Genomic DNA, 13451 nt, shown 5'->3' with positions numbered 1-13451 from the left:
GCCCGGGCAGATGATCCGGACGATCGCCAAGCACCGGCAGAAAGTCGCGAATAGCCCTGACGCCGATTCTATCAGCCCCAGCCAACCAGTCGACCTGGTGAGCACGGAAGGAAATGAAACATGTTGAGGAAAAAGACCAACGGGGTTGCGAGACGCCCCCAGCGGACTTCGATCCACTCGCAGGCACGCGGAACATCTGTTGACCGCCGGACATTCCTGCGCGGATCTGGTCTGGCCATTGGCGGCCTTGCTGCGATCAGCGCTACTGGCGGCACAGTGACAAAAGCCAGCGCGGCCAATGCGGCTGCTGGTGCGGTTGAGACCGTCAAATCTATCTGCACACACTGCTCTGTCGGCTGTACCGTCGTTGCAGAAGTGCAAAACGGCGTCTGGACCGGGCAAGAGCCCGGTTGGGACAGCCCGTTCAACCTCGGCGCACATTGTGCCAAAGGGGCAGCGGTGCGCGAACACGCCCATGGCGAGCGTCGCCTGAAGTATCCGATGAAGAAAGTGAATGGCGAATGGACACGCATCAGCTGGGATCAGGCCATCGAGGAAATCGGCGACGGGATGCTGAAGATCCGCGAAGAAAGCGGCCCTGACAGCGTTTACTGGCTTGGATCTGCCAAGTTCAACAACGAACAGGCCTATTTGTATCGCAAGTTCGCTGCCTATTGGGGCACGAACAACATCGATCACCAGGCCCGGATCTGCCATTCGACAACAGTGGCTGGCGTAGCGAACACATGGGGCTACGGTGCCATGACGAACAGCTACAACGACATCCATAACTCCAAGGCGATCTTCATTATCGGCGGCAACCCTGCCGAGGCGCACCCCGTCTCGCTGCTGCATGTTCTGAAGGCCAAAGAGCAAAACAATGCGCCCCTGATCGTGTGCGACCCGCGGTTCACCCGCACTGCCGCACATGCCGACGAATATGTCCGCTTCCGCCCCGGCACAGACGTTGCGCTGGTCTGGGGTATCCTGTGGCACATCTTCGAAAACGGCTGGGAAGACAAAGAGTTCATCCGCACCCGTGTTTGGGGCATGGACCAGATCAAGACCGAAGTCGCGAAATGGACGCCCGAAGAAGTGGAGCGTGTGACAGGCACACCTGGCGAACAGTTGCGCCGCGTGGCCCGCACCATGGCAAACAACCGTCCCGGCACAGTGATCTGGTGCATGGGCGGCACGCAGCACACCAACGGCAACAATAACACCCGCGCTTATTGCGTGCTCCAGCTGGCTCTGGGCAACATGGGCACCGCCGGTGGCGGCACCAACATCTTCCGCGGCCATGACAACGTTCAGGGTGCGACCGACCTCGGTGTACTCGCCGACACACTGCCCGGCTACTATGGCTTGGCCGATGGGTCGTGGGCGCATTGGGCGCGCGTCTGGGAAGAAGACCTTGATTGGCTGAAAAGCCGGTTCTCGGACGCCAGCTATGGCGACAAGAAGATGATGAACCTCAACGGGATCCCGGTCAGCCGGTGGATCGATGGGGTTCTGGAGGATGCCGAGAACCTTGACCAGCCCGCAAACACCCGGGCCATGGTTCTTTGGGGGCATGCTCCCAACAGCCAGACACGCCTGCCCGAGATGAAGACGGCGATGGAAAAGCTCGACATGCTGGTCGTGGTCGATCCCTACCCCACCGTCTCGGCGGTCCTGCATGACCGCACCGATGGCGTTTACCTGCTGCCGGCCTCGACCCAGTTCGAGACCCGCGGTTCGGTCACCGCATCCAACCGGTCGCTGCAATGGCGTGACAAGGTATTCGATCCACTGTTCGAGTCCCTGCCCGACCACATCATCATGGCGAAACTTGCCAAGAAGTTCGGCTTCGAAGACCGTCTGTTCCGCAACATCTCGATGGATGGCCCTGAAGAGCCCAACATCGAGGACATCACCCGCGAGTTCAATCGCGGCATGTGGACCATCGGGTATACCGGCCAGTCACCAGAACGCATGAAGATGCACATGGCCAATCAGCACACCTTTGACCGCACGACGTTGCGCGCCAATGGTGGCCCGGCAGATGGTGACTACTACGGCATGCCCTGGCCTTGCTGGGGAACACCCGAGATGAACCATCCAGGCACCGCCAATCTCTATGATATGTCGCTGCCGGTGGCCGAAGGTGGCCTCACGTTCCGCGCCCGCTTTGGTGTAGAACGCGATGGCGACAATCTGCTGGCCGAAGGCGTCTACAGCGCAGGATCGGAAATTCAGGACGGATACCCCGAATTCACGATGCAGATGCTGATGGATCTGGGTTGGGACGGCGATCTGACCGCCGAAGAACGCGCCGCGGTCGACGCTGTCGGTGGTCCGAAAGCCAACTGGAAGACCGACCTGTCGGGCGGTATCCAGCGGGTCGCGATCAAGCATGGCTGTGCTCCTTTCGGCAACGCCAAGGCCCGCGCCGTCGTCTGGACCTTCCCGGATCCGGTGCCGCTGCACCGCGAACCGCTCTATTCGAACCGTCGTGATCTGGTGGCAGACTACCCCACCTATGAGGACAAGAAGTTCTGGCGCGTGCCGACAATGTACGCATCGATCCAGAAGAACGACTTTTCTCAGGACTATCCGATCATCCTCACTTCGGGGCGTCTGGTCGAATACGAAGGTGGCGGGGATGAAACCCGGTCGAACCCCTGGCTGGCTGAGCTTCAGCAAGACATGTTCGTCGAAATCAACCCGCGCGATGCCAATGATCTGAACGTCCGTGACGGCGCTCAGGTCTGGGTCGAGGGCCCCGAAGGCGGCAAGGTCAAGGTTATGGCCATGGTCACCGAACGGGTCGAAGCCGGGGTGGCGTTCATGCCGTTCCACTTTGGCGGGCATTATCAGGGTGAGGACCAACGGTCGAAATACCCCGACGGTGCAGACCCCTATGTTCTGGGTGAATCAACCAACACCGCCCAGACCTACGGCTATGACTCAGTGACCCAGATGCAGGAGACCAAAGCGACTCTCTGCAAGATCTGGGCAGCGTAAGGAGAAGAGAAAATGGCAAGAGCAAAGTTTCTCTGCGACGCCGAACGCTGCATTGAGTGCAATGCCTGCGTCACGGCCTGTAAGAACGAGCATGAGGTACCATGGGGTATCAACCGCCGCCGTGTTGTCACCATCAATGATGGTAAGCCCGGTGAACGGTCGATCTCGGTGGCCTGTATGCATTGTTCGGACGCGCCCTGTATGGCGGTGTGCCCTGTGGATTGCTTCTATCAGACCGATGACGGTGTGGTGCTGCACTCCAAGGACCTCTGCATCGGCTGCGGATATTGCTTCTATGCGTGCCCTTTCGGTGCGCCGCAGTACCCACAGGCGGGCAACTTCGGATCCCGCGGCAAGATGGACAAATGTACCTTCTGCGCCGGTGGCCCCGAAGAGACCCATTCCGCCGCAGAGTTCCAGAAGTATGGCCGCAACCGGATCGCGGAAGGCAAACTGCCGATCTGCGCCGAGATGTGTTCCACCAAGGCCCTGCTGGCCGGTGATGGCGACGTTGTTGCCAACATCTACCGCGAGCGCGTCGTCGCCCGTGGTTTCGGTTCAGGCGCCTGGGGTTGGGGCACAGCCTATGAACAGAAAGGCGGCTAACCCCGCATTCTGACGATCATCAGGGCGGCTCGCATAAGAACGGGCCGCCCTTTTTTATCACTCCTAAGACAGGGACCACCGACAAATGCTGCGCGCGATATTTGCTCTGATCCTGACATGCCTGATGGCGATTTCCGCATCCGCCCAGGAGGCATCCCCGCAATCACAACAAACCGAAGAGTTTCAACCCCGCTCGGGGTCTCCTACCCTTGAAGATATCCTGGCCCGTCAACGTGGCGAAGACGTCGATTTCAGCTGGCGGCTGGATCAGACAGGTACCGCTGCCGCCGGTATCTCTGAACAACTGGGCACGCTGGGCGGTGAATCCGACAGCGATGTCTACCTTGCGCTGCGTTATGGCACGGCCGATGTCACCGTCTCGACCAACGCGCCGGGTGCCGGCGTGCTGATTCAGGATCGTGGCATGTGGTGGTGGCAGTTCCGCGAAGGACCGCTGTCAATTTATGGTGCATGGCTCATGGGCGGCACTCTCGCTGCGCTTGCACTGTTCTATCTGCTGCGTGGCAAGATCATGATCGACGGCCCCAAAACCGGACGGACCATGACCCGTTTCACCGGCTTCGAACGCTTTGGCCACTGGCTCTTTGCGGCCAGCTTTCTGGTCCTCGGAGCAACCGGGCTGATCTCATTGTTTGGACGGGCTGTGCTTATTCCGGTCTTTGGCAAGGAATCCTTCGCCATGATCGCGATGGCCTCCAAATGGGCCCACAACAACGTGGCATGGGCCTTCATGCTGGGCCTGTTGATCATCATCCTGAACTGGACGGTTCACAACATTCCCAACAGACATGACCTGACATGGCTGGCCAAGGGGGGCGGACTGTTCTCTAAAGGCGTTCATCCGCCGGCCAGGAAATTCAATGCCGGCCAGAAGATGATCTTCTGGGGTTGCGTCGTACTGGGGCTTTCGATCAGTGCGTCTGGTCTGTCCCTGCTCTTCCCGTTCGAACTTCCCATGTTTGCCAAGACCTTTGTGATCCTCAACGATACGGGTCTGCCGCAGGCCTTCGGTCTGGGTGTCCTGCCCGAACAGATGGCACCGCATGAAGAAATGCAGTTTGCACAGCTCTGGCACTCGATCGTCGCATTCGTGTTCATGGCGATGATCTTTGCCCATATCTATATCGGCTCTATCGGTATGGAGGGTGCGTTCGATGCCATGGGATCGGGCGAAGTCGAAGAGCAATGGGCCAAAGAGCACCACTCGCTCTGGGTTGAAGAGGTGAAGGCAAAACAAGCCGCCTCGGGTTCAGCGACACCGGCTGAATAGCCCCATGCGCAGCGCAACCCTTGCGCTGGCTCTTGCCTGTCTGCCGCTGAATGCTGCGGCAGACGGGTTCTTTACGCTCAAAGGCCATGGCGGCCCCATCATGGGGATCGCCGTTGCGGACGACGGGCGCATCGCCACAGCCAGCTTTGATAACTCTGTCGGCCTTTGGAGCAATGGCAGCCCGACCTGGCTGGAAGGCCATGAGGCGGCGGTAAACACCGTGCTGTTCAATGGCCCTGCCCTGCTCTCGGCGGGTGATGACTTCACTCTGCGCAGCTGGCCCGATGGTGCCGTCATGGGGCAGCACAAGGGCAAGATCATGCAGATCGCGGCGTCCGGGTCGCTGATTGCAACAGCCAGTTGGGATGGAACCATCGGTCTCTGGCAAGAGGGTGCCGCGCGCTCCCTCAGCGGCCATCAGGCTGGCGTCAATGACGTGGCCTTCATTGCAGAAGGCACCGGGTTGATCAGCGCCAGCAGCGACGGCACGTTGCGGCTCTGGGATGTCGCGACAGGGCAAGAAAAAGCCCAGCTGCTCAGCCACGGGTTTGGCATCAACGAACTGGTGGTGAACGAAAATCAGGGCTGGATCGCATATGGTGCCGTCGACGGCGTCACCCGCGTCATCGATGCAGCAACAGGTGAACCTATTGCGGATTTCACGCTGGAGCGCCGCCCCATTCTCGCCATGGCGCTCTCGCCGGATGGCAGCACGCTGGCCGTGGGGGACGGCGAAGGCTACATCATGATGATCGACACGATCGCATGGCGTATCGCCCGCGATTTTCGCGCCACCCTGCGCGGCCCGGTCTGGGCGCTCGCATTTTCATCGGATGGTGCGAACATCCATGCAGGAGGCCTCGACAACGCCATGTACAGCTGGCCCGTGGCCTCTCTGAACGAACACGGCCAGATGGGCACACAGGAACAAAGCTTCCTGCGCAAGCCCGAGGACATGGACAACGGTGAACGGCAATTCGAACGCAAGTGCTCGATCTGTCACACGCTGACCCCATCCAGTGCGCGACGGGCCGGCCCGACGCTCTATGGTATTTTCGAGCGGCCTGCAGGGGCCGTGAGTGACTACAGCTATTCCGAAACGCTACAGAAATCGTCGATCATCTGGACGGAAACCAGCATCGACGATCTGTTCGAAGAAGGTCCGGATCACTATATACCGGGCTCAAAAATGCCGATGCAGGTCATTCAGAGCCAGGCGGATCGCGACGATCTGATCGCCTTCCTGCGTCGGGCCACAGGAGAGGAAAGGGAGAGCGAATGAAATCAATTTGGATGGCAATGGCCGCAACGGTGGTGGTGTCCGTCGGCGCATGGGTGGTCCTGGGAGAACTGGGACAAACCTCGGCGCAACAGGTCACCGGAGCGTCCGTCCGGCTGGACTGATAGCGGAATACCGCTTCTTTCTGGTTGAAAATACCCAAATCCACGGCCTGCCCTACGCGGGCGGACAGAAGAAACGAAAAACGCGCGCCCTGATCGAGGCGCGCGTCTACGTTTGTTGACTGCTTAAAGATCAGTTCAGCGCCGCATCCGTGATGACGCTGGTCCAGGCACCCTCGGGGGTCGCAGTGATCACCGGATCAGACCCGCCCGCCAACAGCGTTGCCACCGTGCGCTCGTAATCGGCAATATCCAGAGCGCCGTTCGAGCCTGCGGTCAGCTTGGCGACCTCACCCATCATGCGTTTTTGATGCTTTTCGGTCTGCGCACCGGTCTGGTCGTTGTCCAGAACGATCATTGCAGCCTCATCCGGGTTTTCTTCTGCATATTTCCAACCCTTCATGGATGCGCGCACGAAACGCTGCATCTTTTCGACAAAGGCCGGATCCTCCAGACGCTCTTCCAGAACATAGAGCCCGTCTTCCAGCGTCGCCACGCCCTGATCTTCATATTTGAAGGTAACAAGATCATCCGGGCTGACACCGGCATCAATCACCTGCCAGTACTCATTATATGTCATGGTCGAGATACAGTCGGCCTGACGCTGCAGGAGCGGGTCGACGTTAAAGCCCTGCTTGAGGACTTCGACACCGTTTTCGGACTTGCCGTCGGTCGAGATGCCCATGCTGCTCATCCAGGACATAAACGGGAATTCATTGCCAAAGAACCAAACGCCCAGCGTGCGGTTTTTCAGATCATCCGGCGTGGCGATTCCCGCGTCTTTCCAGCAGGTCAGCATCATGCCCGAGGATTTGAACGGCTGTGCGATATTCACCAGCGCCAGACCCTTTTCGCGTGCCGCCAGGGCTGCTGGCATCCACTCGACAGTGACATCGGCACCACCGCCGGCAATCACCTGCGTGGGCGCAATATCCGGCCCACCTGGCAGGATCGTCACATCAAGGTTCTCTTCTTCGTAAAACCCCTTGTCCAGAGCCACGTAATAGCCTGCGAACTGGGCTTGTGTGACCCACTTGAGCTGCAGCTTCACCTCGTCCGCAGCCCAGGCGGGTGCGGTCATCAGACCAAGAGCCGTGACGGCCCCTGCGAGTAGATTCTTCATGTCGTACACTCCTTGTTGAACATCTTTTGTGCTCGGCCCCAATGGGTCTCTTCTTGGTCTTGTTATCCGCGTTGTGACGGGTGCCAGAAGGTCACCCGTTTCTCGATCCAGGTTACGATACCATAGAATGTCGTTCCCGCCAGAGCGGCCACGGCAATCTCAGCCCAGACCAGATCAATCGACAAGCTTCCGACGCCGGTTGAGATACGAAACCCCATGCCGCGCGTTGGAGAGCCAAAATATTCAGCAACAATCGCCCCGATCAGGGCCAGCGTGGTGGCGATCTTGAGCCCGTTGAACACGAACGGCATTGCCGCCGGCAGACGCAGCTTGATCAGCATCTGGAGATACCCGGCAGCATAGGTGCGCATCAGGTCCCGTTGCATCGCATCGGTTTCCCGAAAGCCCTGCACCGTGTTCACAAGAATGGGGAAAAAGACCATAACCACCACAACCGCCGCTTTGGATTGCCAGTCAAAGCCAAACCAGCTGACCAGAATCGGCGCGATCCCGATGATGGGCAGCGCGGCGACGAAATTCCCGATGGGCAAAAGCCCGCGCGTCAGAAACGCCGAGCGGTCGATCGCAATCGCTGTCAGGAAAGCCGCCGTGCTGCCTATCGCAAATCCGGTGAGCGCGCCCTTGAACACGGTCTGCTGGAAATCCTCCCACAGGATATCCGTCGAAGCCACAAAGGTTTGCGCCACGGCCGAGGGCGGCGGCAGAATGACAGCAGACACGCCAAACGCACGCACCAGCCCCTCCCAGAGCACCAGAAGCGTCACTCCGAAGAGAACCGGGATGGCTATGCGCACCAGCCGAGTTTCCGACCAGGTCGAGTTCGCCAGCCAGGCATTCAAGCCCCAGGCTCCAAGCCAGAACACCAAGGCAAAGACCAGCCAGCTCATGCCTGCATCCCCATCCGCCGGAGCGTCACGCGTTGTGCCACATCAAGAAGCGTCACCAGAAATCCGGCCAGCACCGCAGCCGCAACAAGTGCGGCCCAGATCGCCAGGGGCGTGCCAAACTGGTCTCCGATGAGAATGCGCGCGCCCAATCCGCTTATGGCACCAGTGGGCAGCTCGCCCACAATGGTGCCAACCAGCGCCGCCGCGATCCCCACTTTCAGCGAGGTAAACAGATAGGGCACCGAGGATGGCAACCGAAGTTTCAAAAACGCCTGCAAACCATTGGCATTATAAGTATTCAGAAGATCGAGCTGCGACGCCGCCGGCGAGCGTAACCCCTTCACCATCCCGACCAGAACGGGAAAATAACACAGGTAGGCCGAAATCACGGCCTTGGGCACACCGCGTCCTTCAATCCCGAATTGCGAACTCAGCACGATGATCATGGGCGCAAGCGCCACGATGGGAATGGTCTGGCTGATGATCGCCCAGGGCATCAGGCTCATGTCGACCACACGGCTATAGACGATCGCCACAGCGCCCAGAATGCCCAGGGATGTGCCCAGAACGAAACCCCAGAGCGTGGATTGCAGCGTGATCCACCCATGGTAGATCAGCGAGCGTTTCGACATGGCCCGCCCACGCAGTGCCATCTCTCCGGTTGTTTTCCACAATTCCTGGCCCACCTGTTGCGGCGTGGGCAGACGTGGCCGCTCAAGCGTGTATCCGGCCGCGACCTGGTTCGGATTTGCCGCCATCAAGCGCCAGACAGACATATCCCGCCGCGCCAGCGCGCCCTCTGGAACGATGCTCTCTCCGGCTCGCTCCGCCGTATCCAGAGCCACGCGGATGTTCATCGGGGCAACAGCTGCATACCACAGCGCAAGGATCGCGGCCAAGACGGTCAGAATGGGCAAAAGGTTACGCACAGACCTGTTCCTTGATCCGGCAGGATCGGGCCAAGCCAGCCGATATCTGCGTGACAAGGAACTTAATCATAGGCATGCCCGGCCCTCAGGCCTTCGCGCACCCGATGCGCAAGTTTCAGGAACTCCGGAGTATCCCGGATGTCCAAAGGCCGCTCTTTCGGCAACGGGCTGTCGATCACATCGGTGATCCGTCCGGGACGGGGCGACATGACCACGATCTTGGTCGAGAGATACACCGCCTCGGGTATCGAATGGGTCACAAAGCCGATCGTCTTTCCGGTCCGCGCCCAAAGCGCCAGAAGCTGTTCATTCAGATGGTCGCGTACGATCTCGTCCAATGCGCCAAACGGCTCGTCCATCAGCAAAATCTCGGCATCAAAAGCCAGCGCGCGCGCAATGGATGCGCGCTGTTGCATGCCCCCCGACAACTGCCAAGGGTACTTCTTTCCAAATCCCTCCAGATCAACAAGTTGCAGAACCTTGTTGATGCGATCTTCCTGCTCGACCTTGGAAAACCCCATGATTTCCAGGGGCAGCTTGATATTGCCGGAAATCGTGCGCCATGGATAAAGCCCCGCCGCCTGGAACACATAGCCATAAGCCCGCTGGCGGCGCGCCTCATCCGGGGACATGCCATTGACTGTGATCGACCCGCCCGTAGGCGTCTCAAGAGCAGCCATGACACGAAGAAACGTGGTCTTTCCACAGCCCGAAGGACCGATGAAGCTGACGAAATCACCCTTGTTGATCGTCAGGTGCACATCTTTCAGCGCCTGAACAGGGCCGTCATTCGTCTGAAATGTCAGATCCAGAGATCGCGCAACCACGACCGGGTCGGCCGTGGCAGCGTTCTGTTGTGCGTGTTCCACTCTGGGCTCCGCTCTCTGATTCAGACGCCGGTTGCCGGAATGCCTGTGCGTTGCACCGGGCGCGGAGCTGTCAGGTCTTTCCATGTCGACAGTGCCTTGTTCACAGTCCCGTTCGCCTCGCGTGCAACAAACTTGCCATGACCTTCCTGGGTGCGCATCTCACCGTCGCTAGCGGCCACATGGCCCCGCGTCATGACAAAGCGCGGCAGGCCTTTGACAACTTTGCCTTCGAACACGTTATAGTCGATCGCGGATTGCTGGCTGCTGGCCGAAATCGTTTTTTCCTTCTCGGGATCCCAGACCACGATATCCGCATCCGAACCGACCATGATCGCACCCTTCTTGGGATAGCAGTTGAGAATTTTCGCTATATTGGTTGAGGTTACGGCGACAAATTCATTCATTGTCAGCCGGCCGGTCGTGACCCCGTTTGTCCAGAGCATCGGCAATCTGTCTTCCAGCCCGCCCGTACCGTTGGGGATCTTGGTGAAATCACCAACGCCATAGCGTTTCTGTTCGGTTGTGAAGGCGCAGTGATCCGTTGCCACGACAGAAAGAGAGCCGGACATAAGCCCGTTCCACAGACTGTTCTGATGTTCCTTGTTCCTGAACGGCGGGCTCATCACACGACGTGCCGCGTGATCCCAGTCTTTGTCGAAATATTCGGATTCATCCAGCGTCAGGTGCTGGATCAGGGGCTCGCCCCAGACACGCTTGCCCAGCATCCGGGCGCGGCGGATGGCTTCATGTGCGTCCTCACAGCTCACATGCACGATGTAGAGAGGTACGCCAGCCATATCGGCAATCATGATCGCGCGATTGGCGGCTTCGCCTTCGACTTGTGGAGGGCGGGAATAGGCATGCGCTTCGGGGCCGTTGTTACCCTCGGCCAGCAGTTTCGCGCTCAGTTCAGCTACCACATCGCCGTTTTCGGCATGCACCATGGCAATACCACCAAGCTCGGCCAATCGCTGGAACGAGGCATAAAGCTCGTCATCGTTGACCATCAGCGCGCCCTTGTAGGCCATGAAATGCTTGAAGGTCGTGATACCGTGGTTCTCGACGACCGTTTTCATGTCATTGAACACCTGCTCTCCCCACCAGGTCACCGCCATGTGGAAAGAGTAGTCGCAATTGGCCCGGGTCGATTTGTTGTCCCAGCGCTTCAAGCCGTCCAACAGGCTTTCGCCGGGATTGGGCAGAACGAAATCCACCACCATTGTGGTCCCGCCAGCAAGTGCAGCGCGCGTCCCGCTTTCGAAATCATCCGAGGAATAGGTGCCCATGAAGGGCATTTCCAGATGGGTATGCGGGTCGATCCCGCCGGGCATGACATAACACCCTGTCGCATCCAGCTCTTCATCACCCTTGAGATTCGGACCAATCTCGACGATCACGCCGCCCTCGACCAGAACATCGGCCTTATAGGTCAAATCGGCAGTCACTACGGTGCCGTTCCTGATGACTTTGGACATGGGGTTATTCCTCCCGGTTTGAGCGTTTCCTGAGCCACCAGCTGAGAAGCCCGTAAATGGCGGTGGCAATGATCGTGGTTCCCAGACGGCTCAGAAAGACGCCGGGCGTAATGGACAGGCCCTGCAGCAAATCGAATCCCAACTGAAAACACAGGAAGATTGCCGCGAAGACCAGAAGTTGTTGCGCAAATCCCTGTGTCATCGTCACACCGATCCGAAACAAGCGATGGCGGGCCCGTGCACACCAATATCCAAAGGGCCAAAATCGCTCTCGACGCAGAGCGAGAAATATCCCGCCAGTGGCAGGTAGATCACCCGGTAATCTCCATTCGGACGCGTGACCGAGTAACATTTCTGCGTAATCCCGCCGGAAAAATTGACACTGACCAACCTGGGTTTGCGTCGTGCATTCTGAAAGGCCTCGAGGGTTTGCGCCCCGGCCCGTGTATCCGTGGGATAGTCAGCGACCTCACGGTCGATCATGGCCTCGATCTCGGCCGGGCCGATGATCGCGATACTCAACTGACGATCTCCGCCGTTTCCAAAACCGCGTGAAACAGCACATCGGTTCCTGCCCCGGCCCATGCAGGGCTGATCTCTTCGGCCTCATTGTGACTGAGACCATCGACGCAAGGGCACATCACCATGGCCGTCGGAGCCACGCGATTGATCCAGCAGGCATCATGACCGGCGCCGGAAATCAGGTTCATGTGACTATATCCCAACCGCTCGGCTGCATTGCGCACTGCCGACACGCAGCCTTCGTCGAAAGTCACCGGATCAAAGCCGCCGACTTTCTCGAATGCGACTCCCAGACCCATCTCATCACATATGGCCTGCGCCCCGCTGCGCAAGCGGGCCTCCATATCCTCGATCACCGCCAGATCCGGCGAGCGGAAATCGACGGTAAAGACGACCTTGCCCGGGATGACATTGCGCGAATTGGGAAACACGTCGATATGACCCGCCGCACCCACGGCATAGGGTTTATGGGACCAGGCAATCTCGTCTACCAGTTCAAGAACGCGCGCCATGCCCAGGCCGGCATTCTTGCGCATTGGCATGGGAGTTGATCCTGTGTGGCTGTCCTTGCCGGTAATCGTCACCTGAGTCCAGCTGAGGCCCTGACCATGGGTGACCACGCCGATATCCTTGCCTTCGGCTTCCAGAATAGGCCCCTGTTCGATATGCAGCTCGAAAAAAGCGTGCATCTTGCGTGCTCCAACAACTTCGTCGCCCCTCCAGCCGATCCGGACAAGCTCATCACCAAATGATTTGCCCTCGGAATCCTCGCGCGCATAGGCCCATTCCTGGGTATGGATCCCGGCAAAGACACCGGAAGACAGCATCGCGGGCGCATAACGCGTCCCTTCCTCATTGGTGAAATTGGTCACGACAATCGGGTGTTTGGTCTGAATGTTGAGATCGTTGAGCGTGCGAATGACCTCGAGCCCACCCAGCACGCCCAGAACGCCATCGTATTTGCCGCCTGTGGGCTGTGTATCGAGATGGCTGCCGACATAGACAGGCAGGGCGTCCGGGTCCGTGCCTTCGCGCCGCGCAAACATATTGCCCATCTGATCCAGCCCCATGGTGCACCCGGCAGCCTCACACCAGCTTTGAAACAGCGCGCGACCCTCGCCATCTTCATCGGTCAGGGTCTGACGATTGTTGCCCCCTGCCAGACCTGGACCGATCTTGGCCATCTCCATCAGACTGTCCCAGAGCCGTTCTGGGTTGATCCTGAGGTTTTGTCCCGGTGCCGCCATGTTATCCCCCGCGCCCGATGCCCGTGCATCTTTGATTTGACCAACTGGTCAAACTCACGCTACCACGGAGGCTC

Annotated in this window: 13 protein-coding genes; 5 read left to right on the top strand and 8 right to left on the bottom strand. The window is 59.0% G+C overall.

Features of this window, described 5'->3' with window-relative positions; all coding sequences use genetic code 11:
• Positions 1-120 precede the first annotated feature (120 nt).
• The 5 genes from WAO69_RS03970 to WAO69_RS03950 all read left to right on the top strand — a co-directional run bounded on the left by WAO69_RS03970 (position 121) and on the right by WAO69_RS03950 (position 6307).
• Positions 121-3006, top strand: a complete 2886-nt coding sequence (locus WAO69_RS03970; protein WP_422176750.1) for a formate dehydrogenase subunit alpha — start codon at positions 121-123, stop codon at positions 3004-3006.
• 12 nt (positions 3007-3018) lie between these two features.
• Positions 3019-3612 (top strand): formate dehydrogenase FDH3 subunit beta, encoded by a 594-nt coding sequence (gene fdh3B, locus WAO69_RS03965; protein ID WP_422176749.1) that lies wholly within the window; start codon positions 3019-3021, stop codon positions 3610-3612.
• 85 nt (positions 3613-3697) lie between these two features.
• Positions 3698-4903 (top strand): formate dehydrogenase subunit gamma, encoded by a 1206-nt coding sequence (locus tag WAO69_RS03960; protein ID WP_422176748.1) that lies wholly within the window; start codon positions 3698-3700, stop codon positions 4901-4903.
• 4 nt (positions 4904-4907) lie between these two features.
• Positions 4908-6185, top strand: a complete 1278-nt coding sequence (locus WAO69_RS03955) for a c-type cytochrome (RefSeq protein WP_422176747.1) — start codon at positions 4908-4910, stop codon at positions 6183-6185.
• Positions 6182-6307 (top strand): hypothetical protein, encoded by a 126-nt coding sequence (locus WAO69_RS03950; protein ID WP_422176746.1) that lies wholly within the window; start codon positions 6182-6184, stop codon positions 6305-6307. The genes WAO69_RS03955 and WAO69_RS03950 overlap by 4 nt, the downstream gene beginning before the upstream one ends.
• Positions 6308-6437: 130 nt before the next feature.
• Here WAO69_RS03950 and WAO69_RS03945 read toward each other — a convergent pair whose 3' ends face one another.
• From WAO69_RS03945 to WAO69_RS03910, 8 genes are all read right to left on the bottom strand, one after another.
• Positions 6438-7427, bottom strand: a complete 990-nt coding sequence (locus WAO69_RS03945) for an ABC transporter substrate-binding protein (protein WP_422176745.1) — start codon at positions 7425-7427, stop codon at positions 6438-6440.
• Between the two features lie 62 nt (positions 7428-7489).
• Positions 7490-8335, bottom strand: coding sequence for an ABC transporter permease (locus WAO69_RS03940; protein ID WP_422176744.1), 846 nt, complete (start codon positions 8333-8335; stop codon positions 7490-7492).
• On the bottom strand, positions 8332-9264 hold the full coding sequence (locus tag WAO69_RS03935; RefSeq protein WP_422176743.1) for an ABC transporter permease: 933 nt from the start codon (positions 9262-9264) through the stop codon (positions 8332-8334). Before WAO69_RS03935 ends, WAO69_RS03940 begins: the two co-directional genes overlap by 4 nt.
• Positions 9265-9326: 62 nt before the next feature.
• A complete protein-coding gene (locus WAO69_RS03930) occupies positions 9327-10133 on the bottom strand; it encodes an ABC transporter ATP-binding protein (protein ID WP_422176742.1) in 807 nt (268 codons plus the stop codon).
• 20 nt (positions 10134-10153) lie between these two features.
• Positions 10154-11608 (bottom strand): dihydropyrimidinase, encoded by a 1455-nt coding sequence (hydA, locus tag WAO69_RS03925; protein WP_422176741.1) that lies wholly within the window; start codon positions 11606-11608, stop codon positions 10154-10156.
• Positions 11609-11612: 4 nt separating this feature from the next.
• Positions 11613-11810, bottom strand: coding sequence for a hypothetical protein (locus WAO69_RS03920; RefSeq protein ID WP_422176740.1), 198 nt, complete (start codon positions 11808-11810; stop codon positions 11613-11615).
• A gap of 2 nt (positions 11811-11812) precedes the next feature.
• Complete coding sequence (locus WAO69_RS03915) at positions 11813-12130, bottom strand: hypothetical protein (protein ID WP_422176739.1); 318 nt, start codon at positions 12128-12130, stop codon at positions 11813-11815.
• Positions 12127-13377: a Zn-dependent hydrolase gene (locus tag WAO69_RS03910; RefSeq protein ID WP_422176738.1), complete on the bottom strand. Its 1251-nt coding sequence runs from the start codon at positions 13375-13377 to the stop codon at positions 12127-12129. The genes WAO69_RS03915 and WAO69_RS03910 overlap by 4 nt, the downstream gene beginning before the upstream one ends.
• Positions 13378-13451 lie beyond the last annotated feature (74 nt).

Source organism: Aestuariivita sp., from assembly GCF_049276915.1.
Classification (GTDB): Bacteria; Pseudomonadota; Alphaproteobacteria; order Rhodobacterales; family Rhodobacteraceae; genus Aestuariivita.
The sequence above is the reverse complement of the archived record's forward strand: the minus strand, read 5'-3'. Positions and strand labels throughout refer to the sequence as shown.